This window comes from Corynebacterium frankenforstense, assembly GCF_030211955.1.
GTDB classification, from domain to species: Bacteria; Actinomycetota; Actinomycetes; order Mycobacteriales; family Mycobacteriaceae; genus Corynebacterium; species Corynebacterium frankenforstense_A.
Genome location: NZ_JASODI010000001.1, coordinates 184,446 through 209,751, shown reverse-complemented (window position 1 = coordinate 209,751; position 25,306 = coordinate 184,446). Strand labels below are relative to the sequence as shown.

Here is a 25,306-nt window from a genome sequence, read left to right as displayed (position 1 = left end):
GATGGAGTGCTGCGTCACCGTGGCTGCTATGGTGCGCCGCGCAACTCCCTATTCGCCGGCGCGTCGCCGTGGGCGCGTCAATTCAACAGAAAAGAAAGTGGGCTCGGTCATGTCGGCACAGCCTTCAGAGAGCACCGCCGCGCAGTCCGCGCAGGCGCAGACCCAGACACCGCAGCGTCGTCCGCAGCTGGGGCTGAAGGCCCGACACATCCACTTCATCGCGCTGGGCTCCGCGATCGGCACCGGCCTGTTCTACGGCTCGGCCGGCGCGATCCAGGCGGCCGGTCCCTCGGTGCTGCTGGTCTACCTGCTCGGCGGCGCGGTGGTCTACTTCATGCTCCGCGCGCTCGGCGAGATGGCCGTGCGTCACCCGGTCTCGGGTTCCTTCGCCGAGTACACCCGCGAGCACCTGGGCGGCTGGGCCGGCTACATCACCGGCTGGATGTACGCCTTCGAGATGATCATCGTCTGCCTGGCGGACCTGACGGCCATCGCGATCTACATGGGCTTCTGGTTCCCGGACACCCCGCAGTGGGTGTGGGTGGCCGTGACCCTGCTGGTCGTCGGCGCGGCCAACCTGGTCAGCGTGCGCTGGTTCGGTGAGCTCGAGTTCGCCTTCACCATCGTCAAGGTCGCCGCCGTGATCGCGATGATCGTCGGAGGTGCCGCGATCCTGGCGTTCAACCTGGGCTCGGACCCGCAGGCCGCGGGTGTGGACAACCTCTGGAGCGACGGCGGGTTCTTCCCCAACGGCGCCGGCGGCATGGTCTCCGCGTTCATCCTGGTCCTCTTCGCCTTCGGCGGCACCGAGATCATCGGCGTGGCCGGCGCGGAGGCCGAGGAGCCCAAGAAGGCGGTGCCGAAGGCCGTCAACACCGTGCCGATGCGCATCCTGCTGTTCTACGTGCTGAGCATCCTGGTCATCCTGCTGCTCAACCCGTGGCGCTCGATCACCGGCGAGGAGAGCCCGTTCGTACAGATCTTCAGCACCCTGGGCGTCAACTGGGCGGCCGCGCTGCTCAACGTCGTGGTCATCACGGCGGCGCTCTCCGCGATCAACTCGGACCTCTTCGGCGCCGGCCGCGTCATCACCGGCATGGCCTGCCAGCACCTCGCCCCGCAGCAGATGCAGAAGACCACCGCCAAGGGTGTGCCGGTGTTCACCACCGTCGCCCTGCTGGTCGTCCTGGTCGTCGGCGTCGTGCTCAACTGGGCGCTTCCCGAGGAGGTCTTCACCGTCGTCGCCGCGCTGGCCACCTTCGCCACGATCTACGTGTGGCTGATGATCCTCGTCGCCCACGTCGCCTCGCGCCGCCACCTGAGCGCCGAGGAGGTCGAGGCCCTGGACTTCCCGGTGCCGCTGTGGCCCTGGGGCCAGTACTTCGCCATCGCGTTCATCATCTTCACCTTCGGCATCATGCTCTGGGAGCCGGAGTACTGGACCGCACTCGCCGTCGGCGTGGGCTTCCTGGTGCTGATGACGGTGCTCTACTACGCCACCGGCCGCCACAAGATCCCCGGCATCAACGACATCGACGGCGCACGGCTCTAAAATCCGTACGCACCGAGATTAAGGAGTCCCCCGCGATGGGAATGGCCACTGACCCAATCCGCGTCACCGGCGCGGTCATCGTCCGCGATGGCGCTGTCATGGCCGCCCAGCGGGGGGCGCACAAGTCTCAAGGGGACCTTTGGGAGTTTCCCGGCGGCAAGATTGAGCCCGGTGAGACCCCACAGGAGGCGTTGGCGCGCGAGTTGCGCGAGGAGCTTTCCTGCCGCGTGAGCGTGGGAACGAGATTGACGACGACCGCTCATGACTACGGCACTGCGGTGGTTGAACTGACTACCTTCTTCTGCACCCTGGAGGGGACCGAGCCGCAGCTGAGCGAGCACCAGGCGCTCGCCTGGCTCCCGCCCGAGCGGCTTGAGGAGCTCGACTGGGCGCCGGCCGATATGCCCGCTGTTCGTCTGTTGATCGAAGGCGCCCACCCGTGAGCCGACTGTCCGAGGCGTTGAGCCTCGATACTCGATTCGGCTTTCTCGACCGCGCGCTGCCCGCCGGTCAGATCTTTAACCCCGAACTCATCGTCAACGCGTCCGCTGACGCCTCGACTCAGCATGCCGGCGAGGACCGGTCCATGCTCGCGGCGATTAAGAACGAGCTGCGACAGGCCAACGAGTTCATCTTCTCGGTCGCCTTTATCGCCCCGAGCGGCCTGGCGCCGCTGAAACAGCAGCTTCTCGATTTCACCGGCCGCGGGACGATCATTACCTCCCGCTATCTGGATTTCAACGAGCCCGCCGTTTTCCGCGAGCTCCTCCAGCTCACCGAGGACAACCCCAATATCGAAGTCCTCATTCACGAGGATGTCGATCACGGCTTCCACGCCAAGGGCTACATCTTCCGCCACGAGGTCGGCATGACTGCCATCGTCGGCAGCTCGAATGTCACCGGCAGCGCGCTGAGCACCAACCAGGAATGGAACTTGAAGTTCTCTGCCCTGCCCGGCGGCGATATCGTCGAGCAGATCGACAAGGCCGTGGACTATCAGAAGTCCACATCGGTCGCCTTGAGCGCCGAGTGGATTGAAAACTACGAGCAGACGCGCCGCCACCGTGACTTTGTCGTTTCCGACTCTGGGGTTGGCGAGCGCATTAACGGCCGCACGCGGATCCTGCCGAATGTCATGCAGTCCGATGCGCTCGAGCAGATCCAGCGCGTTGTCGATGCCGGCGAGCGGCGGGCCGTAGTCATTTCTGCCACCGGTACCGGAAAGACCATTCTCGCGGCCCTCGCGGTGCGCCAGTTCGCCCCGAAGCGAATGCTCTTTATCGTGCACAGCGCGGACATCCTCGCCAAGGCGAAGCTCGAGTTCCAGAAGGTTCTCGAAGAGCCCGAATCGGCCTTTGGCTTTTACTCCGGCGGCACCTATGACCTGGACGCGAAGTATCTCTTCGCCACCATCCAGACGATCTCGCGCGATGAGCACCTGTTGCAGTTCGCTAAGAAGGCCTTCGATTACATCGTCATTGATGAGGTCCACCGCTCTGGCGCCAGGTCCTACCGCAAGGTCGTCGATCACTTCGAGCCCGAGTTTCTCCTCGGGCTGACCGCGACTCCCGAGCGCACGGATAACTTCAACGTCTTCGAGCTCTTTGACTACAACGTCCCCTACGAGATCCGCCTCGACAAGGCGCTCAAAGGCCGCATGCTCGTGCCGTTCCACTACTACGGCATCGCCGATCCCGTCGATAGCGAAGGCACCAAGACCGGCGAGCAAATCTCGCTCGCCGCGCTGACAGATCCCAGCCGTGTGCGCAGCATCGTCGACAACTTACAGACCTATGGGCATGCCGAAGGCGCTAAGGGATTGATCTTCTGCAGCCGTGTCGAGGAGTGCCAGCTTCTAGCCGAAGAGCTCAGCGGCCAGCTGGTTTACGGCAAGCCGCTGCGCACCCGCGCGCTGACGGGCAGCTCCACGAACGAGGAGCGTCAGCAGGCGATCGAGGAACTCCAGGCCGGGCACCTGGACTATCTGATCACCGTCGACATCTTTAATGAAGGCGTCGATATCCCCGAGCTCAACCAGATTGTCATGCTGCGCGAGACGAAGTCCCGCATTATCTTCACCCAGCAGCTCGGTCGCGGCCTGCGCAAAGCTGCGGGTAAAGACCACGTTCGCGTGCTCGACTTCATTGGCAACTACGCGAATAACTACATGATTCCGCTGGCGCTTACCGGCGATAACACCGGCACCAAAGAAGGCGCGCGCCGCGACACCATGACGCCGACAGTCACCGCCGGTGGCTCGACCATTAGCTTCGATCGCATTGCCCAGGAGCGCGTCCTGCATGCCCTCGACAGCGCCCGGCTGACCGGCCGGCGCGAGCTCCGCGCAGCCATTATGTCGCTTCGCGACCGCCTCAATCGGATTCCCCAGCTGCGACACTTTCTGCGCTTCGACTCGCTCGATCCCTACGTACTGGCGACCACCGAACGGCCACGGAACTACTGGACGCTTCTGGTCTCTCTAAAGTTCTTGCCGAAGGACAAGGCCCCGAGCGCTGCAGAAGAGCCCTATTTGAGCATGCTTTCCGCAGAGCTGCTGAAGGGCATTCGCCCGCATGAGATTCTTCTTCTGCGGAGGCTCCTCGAAGTCGGCGAATTGACCCGCGATGAATTCCGTGAACTTCTTCGCGAGAACGATACTCGCTCTGACGATGCAGTTATCACGCACACCGAGCGGGTTCTCACGCTGGAGTTCTTCAACGAGCAGCTCAAAGATGCTTATGGCCGCACCCCCATTATCGGTGTCGTCCGCGGAAAATACCGCCTGCACCCGAAGTTCCGAGACCTCTACGAGGCCTACTCCCCCAGCGCCAAGCACGAGTGGAACCCCGCATCCTTCCGCGATCACGTCGATGATGTGCTCACCACAGGCCTGATACGTTGCCGCGAGACCGGTCAGTGGGACGGCCATCTGGTCGTTGGCCGGCGCTACACCCGCCGCGATGTCTGCCGCCTGCTGTGCTGGGCGAAGAACCAGGAAGGCACGATGTACGGCTACAAACTCGACGCCGATACTCAGACCTGCCCGATCTTCGTCACACACAACAAGGCCCCAGAGCTCGACGTCGACGTGCGCTACCCCGACCAATTGATCACCCCCAGTGTGATGCACTGGTACTCCAAACACGGGCGCACGCTGGCCAGCTCGGATGTTGCTCCGATGGCCGCCAATAAAGTTGACATGCCGCTCTTTGTAAAGAAAAGCGATGCCGAAGGCTCCGACTTCTTCTACCTCGGTCGCGTCTCGGCCGATAACCCCGAAGCCACAACGCTTCCCGATAAGGATCACGTTAAAAAGGACGTCGTCTCTATGGACTTGACGCTCGAGTCACCGATCGAGCAGGAGCTTTTCGACTACCTCAACGCCGAGGCGCGCACCGCGCGCCCGGACGCCTAGGGCGACCACCGGGACGTCGGCAATTATTGTTCCACCCCTTTTCGGGGGCCATTCGCAGTTCCTTCGCAACTGTAGCAAGTTTCACATGCCCGGTCGTACCCGCTGATCACCGGAATCGAAACTAAAGTCCCCAGCACGCAGAAGTGACGGGCGACACGAGACCTTTTACCCCTGTTCTGGTCTGATGTGTGAACTATCCGTCACGGGATTCGATTAACCCGCCAACTTTAGGTTGAATGTAATTGACGGCGGTACCCGGGCAGATTCTCCGGCTGCCCCGCGACCACTCCCCTGCGGCCGCTTCCGCCTTCCCCCACCGCGTGCCGGGGGCACGTGAACGCAGCCAACGCGACCGGCCGGCGGTGACATCGCTAATTGAAACCGGAGTGTGCTCACGCAAAGGGGCTGATTGACAGTGGATGTCCTGGACATCTCACGCTGGCAGTTCGGCATCACGACCGTCTACCACTACCTCTTCGTGCCGCTGACCGTCGGACTCGGCCCGCTCGTCGCACTAATGCAGACGTTCTGGCAGACCACCGGGCGCGACTACTGGTACCGCGCCACCAGGTTCTTCGGCACCGTCTTCCTCATCAACTTCGCCATGGGCGTCGCCACCGGCATCGTCCAGGAGTTCCAGTTCGGCATGAACTGGTCCGAGTACTCCCGCATGGTCGGCGACGTCTTCGGCGGCCCCCTGGCCCTCGAGGCGCTCATCGCCTTCTTCCTCGAGTCCGTCTTTCTGGGTGTGTGGATCTTCGGCTGGGGCAAGGTCCCCGGCTGGCTGCACACGACCTCGATCTGGATCGTCGCGGTGGCCACCAACATCTCGGCCTACTTCATCATCGTGGCCAACTCGTTCATGCAGAACCCCAAGGGTGCCGTCTACAACCCGGAGACCGGCCGCGCCGAGCTCAACGACATCGCCACCCTGCTGTTCAACAAGACCGCCTTCTTCGGCTACCTGCACGCCGCCGCCGGAGCCTTCCTCACCGGCGCGACCTTCATCCTCGGCGTGTCCTGCTGGTGGCTGATCCGCGCCCGCCGCCAGGCCGCCAGGGAGAACTGGGCCGAGGACGACCCGCGGCGCGCCCGCCACGAGATGCACCGCCCCGTCATCCGACTCGGGCTTTGGGCCACCTGGATCTCCACCGCCGCCATCGCCTTCACCGGCGACCTGCAGGCCAAGCTGATGTTCGTCCAGCAGCCGATGAAGATGGCCTCCGCCGAGTCGCTGTGCCACACCCAGACCGACCCGAACTTCTCGGTGCTCACCGTGGGAACGCACAACAACTGCGACTCCGTCATCCACCTCATCGACGTGCCCTTCGTCCTGCCGTTCCTGGCCGAGGGCAAGCTCTCCGGCGTGACCCTGCGCGGCGTGCTCGACCTGCAGGCCGAGCACGAGGCCCTCTACGGCCCCGGAAACTACACGCCCAACCTCTTCGTCAGCTACTGGTCCTTCCGCGCCATGATCGGCCTCATGCTCGGCTCGATCCTGCTGGCTCTCTTCGCCTGGTGGTTCACCCGCCGCGGCAAGGCCCCGACCGGCAAGTGGGGCACCTGGTTCGCCCGCTGCTCCCTGATCGCCGTTCCCTTCCCGTTCCTGGCCAACATCGCCGGCTGGATCTTCACCGAGATGGGCCGCCAGCCCTGGATCGTCCACCCGAACCCCGAATCCGTCGGTGACCCGCGCACCGAGCTGATCCGCATGACCGTCGGCGAGGGCGTCTCGAACCACTCGGCCGCCTACGTCTGGTTCACCATCATCGGCTTCACCCTGCTCTACGGCCTGCTCTACGTCGTGTGGTTCTGGCTGGTGCGCCGCGCCGTGCTCTTCGGGCCCCCGGCCGAGTCCGGCCCCGACCCCGCCGGTGGCGCCGAGCAGCCCGGCCCGGCCCACGCCGTCGCCGCCGAGCACCCCATGCGTGTGGAGCCGGTGCGCTTCGCCACCGCCGTGACCGGCCCTGACGCCGGTGCCGCGGACAAGGGCACCGACACCACGTCCACCCCCGAGCCCGGGAAGAACTAGGAGGAACACCATGTTCGGCATCGAACTTCCCGTCATCTGGTTCATCCTGATAGCCGTGCTCTTCGCCGGCTACTTCCTGCTCGAGGGCTTCGACTTCGGCGTCGGCATCCTCGCGCCCTTCATCGGCCGCAACCGCGCCGAGCGCAACACCCTCGTCGGCACCATCGGTCCCGTCTGGGACGGCAACGAGGTCTGGCTGATCACCGCCGGCGGCGCCATGTTCGCCGCCTTCCCCGAGTGGTACGCCACCCTGTTCTCCGGGTTCTACATCCCGCTGTTCCTCATCCTGGTCGCCCTCATCGTGCGCATCGTCGCCCTCGAGTGGCGCAAGAAGGTCTCCGACCCCGTCTGGGAGCGCTGGTGCGACTGGGGCCTGGCCTTCGGCTCCTGGGCGCCGGCGATCCTGTGGGGCATCGCCTTCGCCAACATCGTCCGCGGCCTGCCGCTGGAGGCCGACCACTCCCTGGACGCCGGCGCCGCCTTGGCGACCGTGTTCAACCCCTACGGACTGATGGGCGGGGTGACCTTCACCGCGCTGTTCGTCTTCCACGGCCTGACCTTCATCCGGCTCAAGACCGACGGTGTGGTGCGCGAGCGCGCCCAGCGCTTCATCGTGCCCGTCGCCGCGATCACCGCCGTGTGCGGCGTGATCTTCCTGGTCTGGACCGTGCTGATCACCGCCAACGAGCCGTGGGCCTGGGCGCTGGCCGTCCTCGCCGCCGTGCTGCTGCTCGCGGCCGCCGCGATGATGTACCTCGGCGGCGACGGCTGGGCCTTCCTACTCAGCTGCCTGGTCGTGGTCTGCTGCACCGCGCTGCTCTTCGGCGCGCTCTTCCCCGACGTCATGCCCACCACGCTCGCCGGCGGCGAGTCTCTGACGGTGTGGAACGCCGCCTCGGCGCCCTACACCCTGAAGTTCATGACCTGGGTCGCGCTGATCATGACCCCGCTGGTGCTCATCTACCAGGGCTGGACCTACTGGGTCTTCTCCCGCCGTCTGCGCGCCGAGGACGCCCACGTGGAGATTTCCGACGCCCTGCCCCGCCACGCCCTGAACGAGGCGCGGTAGCGTGCGCCGTGGCGTCGCACCCGCACAGCCCGTCCCCGAACCGGTGGACGGGCCCGCGGACCTGTCCGACGCCGCTGACGCCACACCCCGGCGCGGGCCCGTCGACCCGCGCCTCCTCCGCCTCTCCGCGCCCACCCGGCGCTGGATCGGCGCGGCAGGCTTGTTGACCGCCTGTCAGTCCGTGGCCACCGTGGTCATGGGGCTCATGGTCGGCCTGGTCACCGCCGGGCTGATCGAACAGCCCGAACAGGCCTTGAGCTCTTGGGCCGGGCACCTCGGGGCACTGGCCGCCGCCGTCCTCGTGCGCGGCGCCGTCTCTTTCGCCCAGTCCCGCTTCGCCCACCGCGCCGCCGCCGCGGTGACCGTCGACCTGCGCGCGAAGGCGCTGGAGCGCCTCGCCCTGGCTGACCCCCGCCGAGTCGACCGCGCCGCCTGGCGCACCACACTCGGCACCGGCATCGAAGGGCTCGGGCCGTACCTGACCGGCTTCCTGCCGGCGCTCGCCGGCACCGTGATCGCCACCCCGGTCATGCTCGCCGTCGTCTGGTGGCTCGACACCCCCTCGTTCCTGATCGCCCTGGTAACCGTCCCGCTGATCCCCTTCTTCATGTGGCTGGTCGGGACACTCACCGCCGGGCGCACCGAACGCCGCCTGCGCGACCTCTCCGTGCTCACCGACCAGCTGCTCGACCTCATCGCCGGGCTGCCCACGCTGCGCACCGTCGATCGGCAGAAGGACACCCTCGCCGAGGTCCGCAGGCTGTCCTCCCGGCACACCGACTCCACCGTCTCCGTGCTGCGCATCGCATTCCTGTCCAGCCTCGTGCTGGAGTTCCTCGCCACCCTGTCGGTGGCGCTGATGGCCGTCGGCATCGGCTTCCGCCTCCTCGACGGCGACATGACCCTGGCCGCGGGGCTGACCGTCCTGGTCATCGCCCCCGAGGTCTACAACCCCATCCGCGAGGTGGGCACCCGTTTCCACGACGCCCAGGACGGCCTCGCCGCCACCGACGCCGTGCTCGCCGCGCTCACCGGCGGCTCGGTCGGCGCCGCAGGCGTCGGCGCTCGCGCCGACGGCGCGGGGAGCGCGCTCGCGGGGGTAGGCGCGACGTCGGCAAACGAGGCCGGCGACGGCGTGCGCGTCGTCTTCGAGCACCTCACCGTGCCCGACCGCGACGGCGCGCGACCGCGCGACCTGAGCGGTACCGCTGAGCCCGGCGCGCTGACTGTGCTCGCCGGGCCCAACGGCGCCGGCAAGTCCACCGCGCTACTCAGGCTTCTCGGCATCGTCACCGACGGTGTCACCGGGGCGGCCCGCGTCGAGGCCGCCGGAGAGGTGCTCGACCGCGACGAGCTGTGGCGGCAGGTCTCCTACCTGCCACAACGCCCCGTGCTCGACCCGGCGTCGGTGGGCGACACCTCCGGGCTCTCGCTCGGCCAGCGCCAGCGCGTCGCCTTCGCCCGCGAGCTCGAACGTGACGCGAAGCTCATGGTCTGCGACGAGCCGACCGCGCACCTCGACGCGGAGAACGCGCAGGTCATGATCGACCAGCTGCGCGGGCGCGCCGCCGCCGGGGTGACCGTCATCGCCGCCAGCCACGACCCGCTGCTCATCGCCGCCGCCGACCGCGTCATCGAGGTGGGCGCATGAGCACCACCACGATCCTGCGCGGGGATCTTTCCGCCCTGCGCGCCGCCCGGCCGCTGACCGGACTGCGGCTGCGCGAACTCATCGGCCCCGTCACCGCCGGCACGGCGACCATGCTCGCCTCCATCGCGCTGACCGTCGTCTCCGCCTGGCTGATCACCAAGGCCTGGCAGCGGCCCTTCGTCATGGACGTCATGGTCGCCGTCACCGCCGTGCGCGCACTCGGCATCTCCCGGGCGCTGCTGCGCTACATCGAGCGGCTCTCCGCCCACCGCCTGGCACTCGGCACCGCCGGGCGCACCCGCGTCGGCGCCTACCGGCTGCTCGCCGCCGGCGACCCGAGGAAGGCCATGGGGCTCGGCTCCGGGGCGCTGCTGACCCGCCTCGGCGAGGACGTCGACGAGGTCGCCGACGTCATCGTGCGCGCCGTCGTACCCGTCGGCACCGCCGTGGTCACCGGAGCCGTCTCCGTCATCTTCGCCCTCTTCGTCTCCCCCGCCGCCGCCCTCGTGCTCGCCGTGGGGCTTCTGGCCGCGGCCGTCGTGCCGCCTTGGCTGGTCGCCCGCGGCGTGCGCGTGGCCGAGGACCGCCGGGCGGCCGCCGGCGAGGCCTACACCGCCGAGGTCGACCAGGTCCTCTCGGGATCGGCCGCCCTGCGCGTGCGCGGCGAGCTGGACGACGCGCTCACGCGTGCCGACGCCGCCGCCCGCGAGCGCGAGCGCGCCACCGAGGCCGGGGCACCCGCGCTGGCCTGGGCCGCCGGCGCCCGGAGCTGGATCCACGGGCTGACCGTGCTCGGCGTGATCCTGCTGGCAGGCAGCCTGTACCTGGCCGGCGGGCACTCCCCGCAGTGGCTCGGCGTGCTCGTGCTGCTCGCCCTGGCCGCCTTCGAGACGACCGGCGAGCTGCCCGCCGCCGCCGAGACGCTCACCCGGGCGGCCGGCGCCGCGCGCCGGATCGCCGGGTTCGCCGAGGGGTCGGGGGCTTCTGAGGAGGAGGCTGCCGCGGAGGGTTCCTTGGCTGGCCGCGCTGCCGCAGATTCTGCCGCGCAGGGCTCCGACGGCGCTGCGCCAGGCGGCGACGGGGTGTCGGAGGACTCGGACGGTCCCGCGCCCGCCGAGCCCGCCGGGCCGCGCCTGCCCGCCGAGCCGGACCTCGTAGCCCGCGGGCTCGTCGTCGGCTTCGACACGGACGTGGCCACCTGGGACGTTGACGCGCCCTTCGGCACCTTCCGCGAGATCGTCGCCCCCTCCGGCTACGGCAAGACCACCCTCCTGCTCACGCTCGCCGGCCTGCTGCCCCCGCGCGGCGGCACCGTGCTCGTCGGCGGGCTCGCATCGGCCGACTACCCCGCCCACGAGCTGCGCCGCGGCGTCTTCTTCACCCCCGAGGACGCCCACGTCTTCGCCACCACCGTGCGCGACAACCTCGCCGTCGGCGCCGCCGGCGCCACCGACGCCCAGATGCACCAGGTGCTCGAGGCGGTCGGCCTCGACGACTGGGTCGCAGGCCTTCCCGAGGGCCTTTCCACCATCCTCGACTCGGGTGCAGAGAGCCTCTCCGGCGGCCAGCGCCGCCGCCTGCTCATCGCCCGGGCCCTGCTCACCGACGCCCCCGTGCTGCTTCTCGACGAGCCCACCGAGCACCTCGACCCCGAAAGCTCCGCGGCGATGCTTAAGATGCTCTCCTCCGGCGACCTGCCGGGTGCCCGGGCCAGGCGCACCGTCATCGTCGTGCGCCACCCGCGCACGCGCTAGCGGCGGCGCGGAGAGCGCCCGGCGCGGCAGGCGCCTGCCCCGGCGCCGCCTACCCGGCCGCGTCCTACCCGGCCGCGTCCTGCGAGCGCACCCGCGTCGTCGCCCGGAAACCGGAGACGGCATACAAGCCCACCAGCAGCCCGCCGACCGGCAGCAGCATGCCCACGGCCAGCGCGCCAGCCTGCCCCAGCGGCCCGGCGCCCACCTGCAGCACCGCACCCAGCGACGCCGCGCCGAGCACCGCGCCGACCTGCCGGGACGTGTTGTAGACGCCCGAGCCCGCACCCACCAGGTGCTCGGGCAGTCCGCGCATCGAGATCGTCGAGTTCGGCGACCAGCACGCTCCGTTGGCCACACCCAGCAGGCAGATCGGCGCCAGCGTCCACAGCACCGGCGCCTGGAGCCACATCACCACCGCGAACGAGCACATCGCCGCGATGAGGAAGCCGAAGCCCGTCTTCGAGATCAGCCCCGGCGCCAGCCGGTCGGTCAGCCTGCCGGCCATCGGCGCGACGATCACCGAGAGCACCCCCATCGGGATCATCATCAGCCCGGCATGGCGCGGGTCCATCCCCTTGACCTGCTGCAGGTACAGCATGATCGGCAGGTGCACCGCGTAGACGGCGAAGCCGAGCGTGGCCACCGCCAGCGCGCCGCGGGCGAAGTTGTTGTTGGTAAAGAGCTCCAGCGGCATCAGCGCCTCCCGCCCGGTGCGCCCGGCGCGGGCCTGCAGCCACACGAAGCCCACGCCCGCGGCCAGCCCCACGACGAGCACCGCGGTCAGCTCCGGGCCCCAGCCGAGCTCCGGGCCCTCCTGCAGCGCGAAGACCACGCCGAGCACCGCCACCAGCGAGACCAGCGCGCTGACCGGGTCGATGTGCGCGGCCGTGCGCTCCAGGCGCGGCACCCACCGCGAGACCAGCAGCAGCGAGACCAGGCCGAGCGGCACGTAGGCCGCGAAGGCGAAGCGCCAGTCGGCCGCGCCGACGATCAGCCCGCCGAGCACCGGCCCGAACATCCCCGTCGAGCCCGCCACGGCCGACCACACCCCCATCGCCTGGCCGCGGTGGTCCGCCGGGAAGACCCGGTTGATCACGCTCAAGGGCTGGGGGTTGACCAGCGAGGCGCCGAAGCCCTGGCAGGCGCGCAGCACGATCAGCGCCTCGATCGTCGGCGCCATGGCGCAGCCGGCCGCGCACGCGGTGAAGATCGCCATACCGCACAGGTAGACCGTGCGCTGTCCGAAGCGGTCGCCGAGCCGCCCGGTCACCAGCAGCGGCACCGCGAAGGTCAAGAGGTAGACCGCCGAGACCCACACCGCCTGGTTGACCGAGGCGCCCAGCTCACGCTGGATGTCCGGCAGGGCCACGGCCACGAAGGACTGGTCGAGCAGCGTGACGAAGAGCCCCACGCACAGCGCCCCGAGCGCGTGCCACGGCCGCGCGGAAGCCCGGCTCACGCGCGCCCCTCCCGATTGCCGACCTCGCGCCCCTCGCCCTCGGCGGTTGCCGCACCGTCGGCGGTTGCCGCACCGTCGGCGGTTGCCGCACCGTCGGCGGTTGCCGCACCGTCGGCGGTCCCGGCGCCTGCGGCGCCGGGCGCGCCCGTGGAACCTTCGGTACTGGAGGGGTGGGACGGGACGTCGGCAATTGAGCGCAGGTCGCCGCCGGCGGCCTCGAGGGTCTCGCGCCCGTGCAGCGCCCAGGACAGGAAGGCCAGGGCGGTCACCGCTCCGCAGACGGCGAAGCCGACCGGGAAGCCGGCGGCCTGCGCGATCGCGCCGACGACGATGGGCCCGAGGATCGTGCCGCCGTCCTGGGCCATCTGGAAGTTGGCCAGCACGTTGCCGCCGGAGCGCTTGTTGCCGATGACGTCGGCGATCACGGCCTGCTGCGGCGGGTTGAGCACGCCCGCGCCCGCGCCGGCCAGGGCGGAGGCGATGAGCAGCGGGTAGAAGCTGTCGGCCAGTCCCAGGGTGCCGGTGAAGACGCCGTTGGCGGCCAGCCCGATCAGGATCAGCGGGCGGCGGCCCACGCGGTCGGCCAGGCGCCCGGAGAACTGCAGGCAGATCGCGTTGCCGAAGGCGAAGGCGGCCATCGCCAGGCCGGCGATCGCCCCGCCGTGCTCGAAGACGGCGGCCGCGAACAGCGGCAGGGTGGCCACGCGCACGCCGAAGTTGGACCAGCCGTTGGCGAAGCCGGAGACCAGCACACAGCGGTAGGCGCGGTCGGCGAAGGCCTCGCGGAAGGTCATCGGCGGGTGCGCCGGGTCCTTGGCCACACGCCCCGTGCCCGCGTGCGGCATCCGCCACCACACCACGCCGACGGCCACGAAGAGCGTCGCGCCGTAGATGGCGAAGGGCGCGCGCATGCCCAGCGAGGACAGCGCCGCGCCGAGGACGGGGCCGATGATGTTGCCCAGGAGGAACGCCGAGGCGTAGGCCGAGGAGCAGCGCCCGCGGATCGTCGGCGGGGCGAAACGGACGATGATGCTCATCGCCGAGACGGTGAACATCGTCGAGCCGATGCCGCCCAGGCCGCGCAAGAGGAGGATGTGCCAGTACTCCTGGGCGATCGAGACCGCGCCCGTGGTCACCGCGACCGTGGACAGGCCCGTCAGGTAGACCCCGCGCGAGCCCAGCCGGTCGATCAGCTTGCCCGAGGCCGGCGCGAAGACAAGGCGCGAGAAGGCGAAGATCGAGACCACCGCGCCCGCGGCCGCCATGCCGACGTCGAAGCTCTGGGCGAACTGCGGGATGATCGGCGCGATCAGCCCGTAGCCCAGGGCGATGAGGAAGGCGGCGGCGACGAGCACCCAGATCTCGGTGGGGATCTTCGGCTTCGCGGTGGTGGCGGTCTGGGTCTCTGACATGGCTTTCTCGGTGATGCTCCCCTGCTCTGTGGGTGGTGCGCCTGGTGGCCTTCTCGGCGGCTTGTGGGTGGCTCGTGGGCGCTCGTGGGCGGCGCGTGGGCGCTCAATGCCGCAACCACCCTACCCCGGGCGCGCACGAAGTCCACCGAATGTCCTGGACAGCGCTAGTTTATAGAATGTGTGTTCTAGTTTTGGCTCGGAGCGGGGCCCTGCTGTCGCGCGGCGTTCTTAATGTGCAGGCCATGAAGAACTCCACGAACCCCGGTAACTCTGACACTTTCTCCTCCATCGGCGGCGGGCGCCGGCGCGGGCGCACCGCGCGAAACGGCGGCGCACGCAGCCGTGGCGCCGCGCGCAACGTGCGCGGCATCCGGCGCCGCCCCACCCACCGCGCCGAGACCCCGGACCCGGATCTCGCCGGCTCGCTGGCGCGCATGATCCAGAACCGCGAGTCCGACTCGCTGCGCAACGTGCTCTCGATGATCCGGCACCCGCGCTCGCTGGTGCGCCCAGGGGCCCGCTGGCGCCCACCGACACTGCATCTTCCCGAGGTGCTCGGCGAGGACGCCGCCGTCGTCGCCGTGCGCCGCCACCGCGTGGGCACCCGCGCGCGGGCCCGCATCCGTGGCTGGGGCTCCGAGACCGAGCCGGCCTACCTGCTCGTACTGCGTTTCAGCGCGACCGAGAAGAAGCTGCCCGCGGCCACCCCGGAGGCCTGGGTGCGCGCCCTGGTGCCCACCGCCGCGGCCGACGCCGTCCACCAGCTCACCGGAGAGACCGCGCCGACCTTCTGCTGGTTCGTCGACCGCGACTTCGCGCCCGTCCACTCCCCCGCGTCGTTGTTCACCGCCGGCGAGGCGGCCTGACGGGGAGCGGCGGGGAGAGTCGGGCGGGCCATACGGGGCGCGCGACGCGTTCGGCCATGTGTTTGCTTCGGAGGTGCGACGGCGTCCGGGCGGCTTCCGGCAGCGCATGTCCGTCGCCCGGCGGGTGAATCCCAAGAAACCTTCAAGAAATTACTCGAACACACTTGCGCTCTAACGCATGTGTCGCTAGCATCGACACCAGAGAGCACGGACAGAACTCGGGGGAATTCACGCGGCGAGGGCCGCAACCACCGGGAACGGACCATCACCGACGAGGGGGTGACTCTGATGACCGCGACCACCAAGAACCGCTCCGATGACCCGCGCGTCGCGGAGATCACCGCTCTGGCCCGCACCTGCGCCGAGTCCATGGAGAAGATCTCCGAGCTCCTCGACAGCGGCCTCGACGCCCACGCGTTCACCGCGACAATCCCCGCCATCAAGGAGCTAGAGACCTCCCTGGCATCCAAGGCGATGGTCGACGCCGCCTTCGCCCACCTCTCCGAGGTCCACCGCGCCGGCAACCTGACCGGCACCTCGAAGACCCACCTCTTCCTCGCCGAGACGCTCGGGATCTCACGCAAGGAGGCCTGGGCGCGCATCGAGGCCGCGAAGTCCATCTACGGTCCGGCCCAGCCCGCCGCGGCCGGGCCGGAGGATCCGGGGGCCGGCAGCAACGCGGCCGACCAGGCCGGGGCTGACCAGGCCGGGGCTGACCAGGCCACCGACGCCGAAAGCTCCACCCGCGCCGATGGCACCGCAGACGCCGGTGGCGCCAGCCAGACCGACGGTGGGGCCGGCAGCAACACCTCCGGCGACGACACCGCCGACGGCACCTTCAACCCCTTCGACACCTTCGCCCCCTTCGACGCCGAGCGCGAGCAGCCGCAGCACGAGCAGCAGGAGCGGGAGAAGCGTGAACGCGAGCAGCGCGAGCGCGAGGAACGCCTCCGCCGCGAGGCCGAGGAGCGTGCGCGCGAGGAGGCCAAGCGCCGCGCCGCTGAGGAACGCCGCCGCAAGGCGGAGGCCGACAAGCGCGAGGCCAACCGCCTCGCCCGCGCCAGGAAGCTCGCCGTCGAGAAGGCCCGCATCATCGACACCGAGCTCAAGACCCTGCTCGACTCCGCGATCATCGGTCGCGAGGAACTGCGTAAAGAGGCCATCCTCGAGGCCGACAAGCGCTCCCCGGAGGACCTGCGCGCCTGGCTGCGCGCCCGGATCGCCGAGGTCAACCTGGGGGCGCGCGACCCGCTCGCCCCGTACAAGAACCGCTACGCCTGGCTCTCCTCGATCGACGCCGACGGGTCGGCGATACTCCAGGTGAAGCTGACCCCACCGATGGTCGCGCTGGTCGAGGAGCTTTTCGCCGACGCCCTGAAGCCCGGCGCCGACATCCCCGACCTCACCCCGGACGCCCCTCCGAGCGACGGCCCCAGGCCCACCAGGAAGAAGGACAACCGCACCGCCAAGCAGCGCAAGTGCGACGCCGTCTTCCAGGCCCTGGTCCACTACGCCGCATCCGCCGATAAGGCCAGGGGCTGCGCCGGCCTGTTGATCTCGCTGACCGCCGAGCACCTCGACGAGATCGACGAGGCCGCCGTGGCCATCAGCAGGAATCTCGAGACCATGGGCGACGCCGGCCGCCTGGACCCGGGCACGACCCCGGTCTGGCGCAAGGCCTACCCCACCAACACCTCGGTGGACCTGACGCTCTTCGACATGCTCGCGCTGCAGGCCTCGGCCTACGACATCGAGATCCTGCACTCCCGCAACGGCGACCCGCTGCACGCCGGGCGCTCGCTGCGACCGGCGAGCTTCATGCAGAAGGCCGCCCTGGTCGCCACCGAGCTGGTCTGCTCCTACCCCGGCTGCACCGAGCCGGCCATCGCCTGCGAGGTCCACCACCTCGTCGCCTGGCTGCTCGGCGGCCGGACGGACGTCGAGAACCTCACGCTCAGATGCAAGGACCACCACGGGGACAACAACGACAGACGAGATCCCCGGTGGAAACGCGGATGGGCCGACAGAGACCCCGAGACCGGGAGAGTCGGACACACCGGATTCCACACCGCCGACGGACTGACCCCGGTGGATCTCAACGAGACCTCCCGGGCCGGCCGAGCCGCCGGCGCGAGGATCCGCGACGCCAACGCCGACCCACCGCCGGGCAGTACCCCGCGCGCCGGTGCCCCCGGGGCTGCCGAGAACCCTGAGCCGACCAATGATCCCGGTACGCCTGTGTCCGAGGTACCCGACTGGCTCGACGACTACGAGGACTACCTCGCCGAACGGGCCGAACGCGACGAGGACGACGCGACCGACCATGCCGCAGGCGGCGATGCCTTCGGCGATGTCTTCGGCGACGCTTCCGACGGCACCAGCTCCGATGACGCCGCCGACGCCCACTACTGCGACCACGCCGACCCCGGCGCGGACGACGACGAGGACGACGAGGACGACGAGGACGGCGGCGGCTGGGTCCAGCCCGGGCTCTTCATCGCCTGACGGGCGTCACCGCCTGCCGTGCGGTGCCGCCAGATCGACCGGCCGGACCGTCGCGTAGCCGCCGACCTCCTCGACGAAACCGACGTCGTGGCAGGTCAGAACCACCGCGGCCCCCGAGGCCAGTACCTCGGCGATCAACCGGTGCGCCCGGGCGCGCCCCTCGTGGTCGAGCCCCACGTCGGGCTCGTCGAGCAGGACCACGTCCCGGCCCAACCCGGTCACCGCCGCCAGCTGCGCGATCCGAAGGTCGGCCCGCGCCAGATCCAGCGGATGTTCCTCCGGGTCGAGCCCACAGGCCTTCCACCTCCCGGCCGAGCCGACCCACCGCCCGACCGTCGGGTCGACGGCCTGGTCGCCGGGGTCCTGCACGGCCAGGGCGACGGAGACGTCGACCTCGGCCGGCGTCGGGCCCAGCCCTGCCAGCGCCCGCAGCAGCGTGGTCTTGCCCGAGCCGTTCGCCCCGCGCAGCCAGACCACCTCGCCTGCGGTAAGGCTCAGGTCGACCGGCCCGAACCAGTCGCCGGCCCCGTGGTCATGCCCTGGTGTGGACGCGGCCCCGGTGCCCTCCGGAACCACCCGGGCGGCCTTCGATTTCCAGGAGAAGAGCTTCCCGAGCACCCGCCGGAGACGCCCCTGCGGATCCGGGGCGTAACCGGGCCGGGCGACCAGTCCGCGGATCTCCGCGACGGTGTCCGAACAGTGGTCGCCCGCGGCACCAGCGGCCTCAGTACCAGCGGCCTCAGCACCGCGGGCTCCGTCGCCGCGGGCTCCGTCCCCGGCGGCTCCGCCACCCGCCGGCCCGACCCGCTCCGGCAGTTCCACCGGCCCCGGGCCGGTGACCGGCACCAGCCGCACCCGGCCGTCGTCACCGTCCGACGGGCTCAGGGCCCGCGCCCCGCCGAGCTCGACCACCGGCGCGGTCCCCAGCACCAGGACCCGGCCGCCACGGTCGGCGAACCGGCGGCACAGCCCCGCCAGGCGTTCGCGCGCCTGCGGGTCCAGCCCGGCGAACGAGTCGTCGAGAACCAGCGCGTCCGGCTCGGTGGCCAGCACACAGCCGACCGCGAGCCTGCGCGTCTGCCCGCCGGAGAGCCGAGCGGGGTCGCGCTCCGCGAGCCCCGAAAGCCCCAGCCCCTCCTCGGCAAGAAGCCCGGCGACGCGCGCCTCCATCTCCGCGCGCTCCACCCCGCGCTGCTCGAGCGGGAAGGCCAGTTCCTCGGCCACGGTCGCCCGAAGACCAGTGACGTGCAGGTGCGCGTCCTGTTCGACCAGGCCGAGCGTGCCCCACCCGGCGGGAGGCCTGGCGCGCAGCCGGGTGCCCAGGCGGCTGAGCCCCGCACCGGACGGGGCGACCAGCTGCAGGACCTCCCCCGCCGCGAGCTCGCCGGCGACAGCGTCCACGAGGGCGTCGACCCACGCCTCGACCCGCGTCTCGTCCACATCACCGCCTGTCACAACAACCACCCCGCACGCACCGCCCACACCGCGGCGACGACGAGCGCCGCGCACGGGACGGCGAGCAGGCGCAGCACGCGCTCGCCCGGGACGTCGTCAATCGGGCGGAAGGTGGTGCGCCTGCCCGAAAGCCCCACGCCGGCCGCCTCGAGGGCGCCCGAGCGCCCGACGGCGCGGGTCATCAACAGCGAGACCAGCGGCACCACGGTCCACGGAAGCACGGTGCGCGCGCCGACGCGGCGGCCGGCCAGGCGGTTGGCCTCGCCGACGGTGCGGGCGGCGTCGCGGGCCTCGGGAACGGTCTGCAAGGCGCCGGCGACCAGGTAGGCGGGTTTGCCGCCGAGGCCTGCCTGCTGCATGGCCACGGCCAGGCGCGGCACGTCGGCGGCCGCGGCGGCGGCGATGACGACGGCCACCAGCGCGAGGACGCGCAGGCCCAGCACCCCGGCCACGGCCGCCCCGTCGAGGGTGAAGCCAGGCGCCACGCGGTGCTCGCCGAAGGGGATGTGGATGATCGCCGCGCTGGCCGCCACCGGCACGGCGACCAGCAGGCTTCCCGGGATGACGGTGCGCGCCCGCCCGCGCAGTACGGCGTGGGCGAAGACGAGCGTGACGACGGCCGCCGAGAACCACGCCCGGTTGACGCCGAGGACGAGCAGCCAGGCGGCCGCGGCGAGCGCGAACCCGGTCAGCGGGTTGCCGCCCGCCCTACGCGCCGGCGCCACCGTCGACGGCACCGACGCCCCGGCCACGCGCGGCGGGCACCGCGTCGGGGGCCCGGAACGCACGCAGCGTGCGCTTGGGCAAGGCCTTGATCGTGCCCCACACGGCGAGCATGACCAGCGCCTTGTCCAGCGGGTCGGACAGGATCGACTGCAGGGTCACCGAGCCGAGCAGCGAGTTGCCCATCTCACGGAAGAGGGAGACGACCGCGCCCGTGCCCAGTCCCGAGGTGCCGCCGTAGACGAAGGCGGCCACCGGGGCGGCGATCATCGCGGTGACCACGCCGATCAGCGCGCCGACCACGGCGGTGAGCACGATGTTGCGCAGCACCCCGCGGCGCACGGCCCAGCCGATGAGCAGGCCGGTCACGGCCGAGCCCGCCGCGAACGGCAGGACCGAGGGGTTGAACACACCCCAGACCACGGAGCTGAGCGCACCGGTGGCCAGGCCCGCCACGGGCCCGCCGAGCGCGGCGACCAGCGCGGTGCCCAGGGAGTCCAGGTAGAGCGGCAGCGGGGTCATGGTGCCGACGATCTGTCCGACGACGATGTTCAGCGCGATGGCCACCGGGATCACCGAGACGGTGCGCACGGGAAGTCGCGGCACGGTCGCGCACAGCAGCAGCACCGCCCCGCCCAGGTAGCCGAGCAGCGTGACGACGGCCTGCCAGGACCCGCCGACGCTCTCCCAGTCGCCCGGGCGGGTGAGCACCAGAAACAGCCAGGTACCGGCGATCAGGGCTCCACCGCCGACGGCCCCGGCGCGCTGCAGCGGCGTCCAGGCCGGTGTCATCTTCGCGGAAGAGTCCGTGGCGTGGTGGGCGGGATTCGGTGACATGGTGTTCCTCTGCGTCGGGCGGCGCGCGGTGCGCCGGTGTGGGCGGGGCCGCGGTGTTGCCCGCGGTTCGCCTCCGGCTATGTCACCTCGCCGGGGCGCTCCCCTTCTACCCGCGCATGCTACCCCGCGGGCGGTTCAACGCAGGAAACCAGCCAGCGCTTCCGCCGAGCGCAGCAGCTCGGCGCGCGCCCCGGCCACGTCGACGTCGTCGACGATCAGGGCGTTGCTTGCCGACGCCGCGCCCGTCGCCGTCGCGTTTCCCTCCCGGTCGGCGGTGGTCCGGCCGCGGTGCTCGCCCCCGGTGTCGACGTGCACGCGGGCGGACGTGCCGGTGAAGTCGACTGTGCCCAGGGCGATCATGCAGGTCACGGCGTCGTGGATCTGGGCGAGGTAGCCCTCGCCGACGGCACGGTGGAACTCGAAGTACCAGCGCAGCATCTCCGGCAGGCGCTGCGCGACGGGCACCTGCCCGAGGGCTGCGATGAGCCGGCCCAGGAGGTCCGGGTCGACGGTGAAGCGTTCGGTGACCGCGAGCGAGCAGACGGTCACCGGGGTGCCGGAATCGAAGAGCTCGGCGGCGGCGTGCGGGTCCACCCAGGAGTTCCACTCAGCGTGTGGAGTGGTGTTCCCGGGGTAGTCGTAAGCGCCGCCCATCAGGGTGGTCCGCGGCAGACGAGCCCCGGCGCGCAGCCGGAAGGCCGCGTCGGTGGCCGGGCCGGTGACGATCAGCCGGTCGGCTCCCGCCTTGTCCCAGAGATCGGTCAGGGCCTGCGGGCCGGCGGGCAGGCGCTGCGGGTCAACCTCGGCGCGCAAATAGCCGGTGCCGGTGGGCCCGTGGGTGTCCGGGGTGGTGGTCAGCGCGACGTGCTCGGGGGCTTCGAGCCCCGCGACGACGGGGATCTCACCCAGGCGGCACAGCCGCAGGATCCAGGCGCTGTTGGCGGCGGCCTGGTGTGCGGTGGTGTTGCCGGCGGTGGCGCTCACACCGGTCAGGGTGATCTCGCCCGCGACGTGCAGGCCGGCGAGGTAGACGAGCGCCAGCGCGTCGTCGATGCCGGTGTCGCAGTCGATCAGGACGCGCGGGGCGCCGGTGTGGGCGCCGCCGGTCGGGCGCTCGGGGCTCACCTGTCGGCCGGCTCCCCGGCCTCCCCGGAAGTCTCCCCCGCCGCGTCCCCGGCGGTATCCCCGGCCTCGGCGCCGCTCACGCCGTCAGCGTCGTTCGACTCGGAGCCGTCGGCGTCGTCCGAGTCCTCGTCGTCTTCGTCCTCGTCATCATCGAGGTCGTCGTCATCGTCCTCGTCGAGATCATCGTCGTCCTCGTCGTCGAGGTCGTCGTCGATGTCCCACTCGAGGTCGTCCTCGTCGTCGAGCTCCGCGCCGCCGAGCAGCCCGGCGCCCGAGGTGGCCACCACGTCGTCGTGGTCGGCGCCGTAGAGGTCGTAGACGTCCGGCTCGAGGAAGTCGTCATCGACGGGCATCAGCTGGCTCTCCCAGTTCTCGGCCTGCTCGGCCGCCAGCGCCAGCACGTCGAAGAGCTTGTCGAAGTCGGCGAAGGAGCCCAGCTCCAGGATCTCCTGGGAGGCCAGCGCGGCTTCGTCGGAGAGGTGCGCGAAGAGCCGCTGCCGGTCGGCCTCGGTGAGCACGGCGTCGTCCTCGGAATTGCTCTCCCACAGCTCGTCGATGGCCTGGTCGACCATGTCCTCGTACTCGTCGCTGGTGGTCACGAAGCTGACGGTGGCGCGCGGGACGTCGTCGACCGCGGCGACGAGCACCTGGAGCTCAGAGGCGGTACCCACCTCGGCGCGCACCAGGTTCGGGTCGGCCGGGTCCTGGAAGAACTCCAGCTCCCCGATGCGCTCGTCGGTGCCGTCGAGCAGGTCGCGCAGGACGGTGATCACCTGGTCCTCGGCCATGTGCGCGGCGACGGTGCGCACCGCGTCCTCCACTGAGAAGACCACGGAGACCAGGGCGGCCGAGAAGTCCTCGTCATCCTCGTCGACGTCCGCGGCGGCGATGTAGACGTTCGCGGCCGGCAGGTGCGGGTCCACCTCGACGAATTGGATCTCCACGTCCGAGGTGATCGGCACGAAGAGCACCTCGCCGCCGACTCTCGACTCGATGCCGTCGCTGTCCAGCGCCGTTGCGATGTCCTCGAAAAAGCTCATGTCCATTTACCTTCCACTGGGGAGAGATTCCGTCAGGAACGGTCCAAGAGAGTCCAACAGAACTGGGCGATCGAACACGGCCCGCACCGTCCGGGGACAGGCCCCGGGAGCGAACCGTCGCCCAGCCTAGCGGCACCGGCCCCCTCCCGTCCCGCGCCGCGCACCACGCACCCACCCGGACACGCACCCGCGGGCCTCCCGGACCTGCCAACATGACCCCCGAGAAGTTCCACCACCCGGACACGCACCCGCGGGCCTCCCACGCGCGACGTCGTCAATCGAACGCAAGGCGCCGCACCGCACCCTCGAAACCGCCTGTGACCCGGCACACCGGCGCCGCCCGGAGAGTTCGCGGGCGGCTCCCGGAATGTTCTACGGTGGCCCCATGCTCACTTCCCGGCAACAGGTCAACCGTCTCGACCGCGAGACCGCACTGTGCATCTCCCTGGCCGCGCGCCCCTCGAACCACGGCGTGCGCTTCCACAACTACCTCTACGCCGAGCTCGGACTGAACTTCGTCTACAAGCCGATCGCGCCCGCGGACATCACCGCGGCCGTCGCCGGCATCCGCGGCCTCGGGATCCGCGGCGCCGGGGTCTCCATGCCGTACAAGCAGGAGGTCATCCCGCTGATCGACCACCTCGAGGACTCCGCGGCGCGCATCGACGCGGTCAACACGATCGTCAACGACGAAGGCGAGCTGACCGGCTACAACACCGACTACACGGCCGTCGCCTCACTGCTCGAGCAGCACGGCGTGGACCAGACGCTCCCGGTGGCCGTGCGCGGCTCGGGCGGGATGGCCAACGCCGTCGTCGCGGCGCTTACCGACCACGGCATGCGCGGCACCGTTGTCGCGCGCAACCACGTCACGGGCACCTCGCTGGCCGGCCGCTACGACTGGGAGTTCTCCGGTGTGGTGCCCGACGACGCCCGCCTGCTGGTCAACGTCACCCCGATCGGCATGGAGGGCGACATGGCCGAGGAGCTCTCCTTCACGCCGGAGGAGATCGACCGGGCCGAGGTCGTCTTCGACGTGGTGGCCTCCCCGGTCAACACCCCGCTGATCCGCGCCGCCCGCGAGGCCGGCAAGCCGGTCATCTCGGGCGCCGAGGTCGCCGCTCTGCAGGCCGCCGAGCAGTTCGCCCTCTACACCGGCGTGCGCCCCACCGCCGAGCAGGTGGCCGCCGCCGAGGACTACGCCTCGCAGCGCTGACTCAATTTCCGACGCCGCGCCGCTCGCCCGGTGCGCGCGGCCGGGCGGGCGTAGGCTGGCCTGCGTCCAATGCCCGGCACATAGCGGTCTCTGCGTGAGGCCGGGCGCCCCGACCGACTGACGAGGAGACCCGCCCGTGGCCCTGTTCCGCCGCAAGAAAGACGAACCCGAGGTCCTCGACCCGGAGCCCGAGACCGACCTCGAAGCTCTCGCCGAGGTCGAGGTCGACGGCTCGGCCAAGTGGCTCGTCGCCGTCCTCGACCGCGCGGCGCGCGTGCAGACCACCGTCGTGGAGAAGCACGTCGACCGCCTCAAGCGCAAGAACCCCGACGCCGACGCCGCGGAGCTGCAGGCCAAGCTCGACAAGCAGTTCCGTAACGCCGTGACCGGAACCGGCGCCTCCTCGGGCGGGGCCTCGGCCATCCCCGGCATCGGCTTCGTCACCGGCGCCGTGGCCATCGGCGCGGAGTCCGTGGTCTTCGTCGACTTCGTCGTCGCCTACACGATGGCCAGCGCCTACCTGCGCGGCATCGACATCCGCGACCCGCGCGAGCGCCGAACCATCGTCCTGGTCAGCCTGCTGGGCTCCAAGGGCTCCGTGGTCATCGACACCCTGCTTCCCGACGGCCTGTCCACCACCGGCCTGCCGGCCGTGGCCAGCCTGTCGCGCCTGAGCGGGCCGACGCTCAACGAGGTCAACAACCGCCTGGTGCGCACGGCGCTGAAGAGCGTGAGCAAGCGCATCCGCCGCGCCTGGCTGGGCAAGCTGCTGCCGATGGGCGTCGGCCTGGTCGTCGGCTCGGTGGCCAACCGCAAGCTGGCCGCCCACGTCATCGAGCACACCAACGAGGCCCTGGGCCCGGCCCGCTTCGGTGAGGGCCTGCCGCGCGGCGGCGTCATCGACGCCGAGCCGGACACCCCCATCGACGCGGGCGCCTCCGACGCCACGGACGCCGAGGACGCCGCCAACGCCGCGGACGCCGTCGCGAAGGCGGACGCGGAGTAGGCCCGGCGCCCGCCGGGTCCCACGCGAAACACACCCGCCCAATCAGATGCGCCCCGGGGCCACCCGCCCCGGGGTCTCCTCATATCTCCCGTGCCCGGCCCCGTCCCCGGCACCCCGGGCCGCCGCATGCCCGCGACACGGCGCAGCATGGGCTGTACCGCATATAAGCTGCACCGGCTCACCCCGGGG

The 25,306-nt window shown here is 70.6% G+C and carries 17 protein-coding genes and 1 pseudogene; 11 read left to right on the top strand and 7 right to left on the bottom strand.

The window, feature by feature from the left end:
* Positions 1–109 precede the first annotated feature (109 nt).
* The 7 genes from QP119_RS00955 (at position 110) to cydC (ending at position 11,473) form a co-directional block, all read left to right on the top strand.
* The gene (locus QP119_RS00955; protein ID WP_284773016.1) at positions 110–1,552 is read left to right on the top strand and encodes an amino acid permease; all 1,443 of its coding nucleotides are present in this window, start codon (positions 110–112) and stop codon (positions 1,550–1,552) included.
* A 35-nt stretch (positions 1,553–1,587) separates the two neighbouring features.
* Positions 1,588–1,995, top strand: a complete 408-nt coding sequence (locus QP119_RS00950; RefSeq protein ID WP_284773014.1) for a (deoxy)nucleoside triphosphate pyrophosphohydrolase — start codon at positions 1,588–1,590, stop codon at positions 1,993–1,995.
* Positions 1,992–4,967 carry a DUF3427 domain-containing protein gene (locus QP119_RS00945; protein WP_284773013.1) on the top strand — a complete coding sequence of 992 codons (2,976 nt, stop codon included), beginning with the start codon at positions 1,992–1,994 and terminating at the stop codon, positions 4,965–4,967. Before QP119_RS00950 ends, QP119_RS00945 begins: the two co-directional genes overlap by 4 nt.
* Positions 4,968–5,382: 415 nt before the next feature.
* A complete protein-coding gene (locus QP119_RS00940; protein ID WP_284773065.1) occupies positions 5,383–6,999 on the top strand; it encodes a cytochrome ubiquinol oxidase subunit I in 1,617 nt (538 codons plus the stop codon).
* 19 nt (positions 7,000–7,018) lie between these two features.
* On the top strand, positions 7,019–8,068 hold the full coding sequence (cydB, locus tag QP119_RS00935) for a cytochrome d ubiquinol oxidase subunit II (protein WP_284773063.1): 1,050 nt from the start codon (positions 7,019–7,021) through the stop codon (positions 8,066–8,068).
* Positions 8,069–8,129: 61 nt separating this feature from the next.
* Entirely contained in the window at positions 8,130–9,719 is a 1,590-nt protein-coding gene (locus tag QP119_RS00930) for an ABC transporter ATP-binding protein/permease (protein WP_284773061.1), read from the top strand.
* Positions 9,716–11,473, top strand: coding sequence for a thiol reductant ABC exporter subunit CydC (gene cydC, locus QP119_RS00925; RefSeq protein WP_284773012.1), 1,758 nt, complete (start codon positions 9,716–9,718; stop codon positions 11,471–11,473). Before QP119_RS00930 ends, cydC begins: the two co-directional genes overlap by 4 nt.
* 64 nt (positions 11,474–11,537) lie before the next feature.
* Here cydC and QP119_RS00920 read toward each other — a convergent pair whose 3' ends face one another.
* Complete coding sequence (locus QP119_RS00920; protein WP_284773011.1) at positions 11,538–12,932, bottom strand: DHA2 family efflux MFS transporter permease subunit; 1,395 nt, start codon at positions 12,930–12,932, stop codon at positions 11,538–11,540.
* A 209-nt stretch (positions 12,933–13,141) separates the two neighbouring features.
* Positions 13,142–14,344: pseudogene (locus QP119_RS00915) on the bottom strand (MFS transporter); the annotation flags it as partial.
* 242 nt (positions 14,345–14,586) lie between these two features.
* On the opposite strand from QP119_RS00915, the gene QP119_RS00910 reads away from it, so the two are divergent.
* Complete coding sequence (locus tag QP119_RS00910; protein WP_284773008.1) at positions 14,587–15,210, top strand: hypothetical protein; 624 nt, start codon at positions 14,587–14,589, stop codon at positions 15,208–15,210.
* Between the two features lie 288 nt (positions 15,211–15,498).
* Complete coding sequence (locus tag QP119_RS00905; protein ID WP_284773007.1) at positions 15,499–17,715, top strand: HNH endonuclease signature motif containing protein; 2,217 nt, start codon at positions 15,499–15,501, stop codon at positions 17,713–17,715.
* A gap of 6 nt (positions 17,716–17,721) precedes the next feature.
* Here the strand turns inward: QP119_RS00905 and QP119_RS00900 are convergent, their stop codons facing one another.
* The 5 genes from QP119_RS00900 to QP119_RS00880 all read right to left on the bottom strand — a co-directional run bounded on the left by QP119_RS00900 (position 17,722) and on the right by QP119_RS00880 (position 22,895).
* Positions 17,722–19,155: an ATP-binding cassette domain-containing protein gene (locus tag QP119_RS00900; protein ID WP_284773005.1), complete on the bottom strand. Its 1,434-nt coding sequence runs from the start codon at positions 19,153–19,155 to the stop codon at positions 17,722–17,724.
* Between the two features lie 11 nt (positions 19,156–19,166).
* On the bottom strand, positions 19,167–19,922 hold the full coding sequence (locus QP119_RS00895; protein ID WP_284773004.1) for a hypothetical protein: 756 nt from the start codon (positions 19,920–19,922) through the stop codon (positions 19,167–19,169).
* On the bottom strand, positions 19,879–20,685 hold the full coding sequence (locus QP119_RS00890; RefSeq protein ID WP_284773059.1) for an ECF transporter S component: 807 nt from the start codon (positions 20,683–20,685) through the stop codon (positions 19,879–19,881). The genes QP119_RS00895 and QP119_RS00890 overlap by 44 nt, the downstream gene beginning before the upstream one ends.
* A 180-nt stretch (positions 20,686–20,865) precedes the next feature.
* Positions 20,866–21,855 carry a nucleoside hydrolase gene (locus QP119_RS00885; RefSeq protein ID WP_284773003.1) on the bottom strand — a complete coding sequence of 330 codons (990 nt, stop codon included), beginning with the start codon at positions 21,853–21,855 and terminating at the stop codon, positions 20,866–20,868.
* Positions 21,852–22,895, bottom strand: coding sequence for a DNA primase (locus QP119_RS00880; RefSeq protein WP_284773002.1), 1,044 nt, complete (start codon positions 22,893–22,895; stop codon positions 21,852–21,854). The genes QP119_RS00885 and QP119_RS00880 overlap by 4 nt, the downstream gene beginning before the upstream one ends.
* A gap of 385 nt (positions 22,896–23,280) precedes the next feature.
* Here QP119_RS00880 and QP119_RS00875 point away from each other — a divergent pair, with 385 nt between their 5' ends.
* Both QP119_RS00875 and QP119_RS00870 read left to right on the top strand, forming a co-directional pair.
* The gene (locus tag QP119_RS00875; RefSeq protein WP_284772999.1) at positions 23,281–24,111 is read left to right on the top strand and encodes a shikimate 5-dehydrogenase; all 831 of its coding nucleotides are present in this window, start codon (positions 23,281–23,283) and stop codon (positions 24,109–24,111) included.
* A 136-nt stretch (positions 24,112–24,247) separates the two neighbouring features.
* A complete protein-coding gene (locus QP119_RS00870; protein ID WP_284772998.1) occupies positions 24,248–25,117 on the top strand; it encodes a hypothetical protein in 870 nt (289 codons plus the stop codon).
* The last annotated feature ends 189 nt before the right edge of the window (positions 25,118–25,306 follow it).

Bases quoted from the DNA above. Each gene is read 5' to 3' on its own strand.
- QP119_RS00955 (WP_284773016.1), top strand. From the start codon at position 110: ATGTCGGCACAGCCTTCAGAGAGCACCGCCGCGCAGTCCGCGCAGGCG.
- QP119_RS00950 (WP_284773014.1), top strand. From the start codon at position 1,588: ATGGGAATGGCCACTGACCCAATCCGCGTCACCGGCGCGGTCATCGTC.
- cydC (WP_284773012.1), top strand. From the start codon at position 9,716: ATGAGCACCACCACGATCCTGCGCGGGGATCTTTCCGCCCTGCGCGCC.
- QP119_RS00910 (WP_284773008.1), top strand. From the start codon at position 14,587: ATGAAGAACTCCACGAACCCCGGTAACTCTGACACTTTCTCCTCCATC.
- QP119_RS00905 (WP_284773007.1), top strand. From the start codon at position 15,499: ATGACCGCGACCACCAAGAACCGCTCCGATGACCCGCGCGTCGCGGAG.
- QP119_RS00890 (WP_284773059.1), bottom strand. From the start codon at position 20,685: ATGACACCGGCCTGGACGCCGCTGCAGCGCGCCGGGGCCGTCGGCGGT.
- QP119_RS00880 (WP_284773002.1), bottom strand. From the start codon at position 22,895: ATGAGCTTTTTCGAGGACATCGCAACGGCGCTGGACAGCGACGGCATC.
- QP119_RS00875 (WP_284772999.1), top strand. From the start codon at position 23,281: ATGCTCACTTCCCGGCAACAGGTCAACCGTCTCGACCGCGAGACCGCA.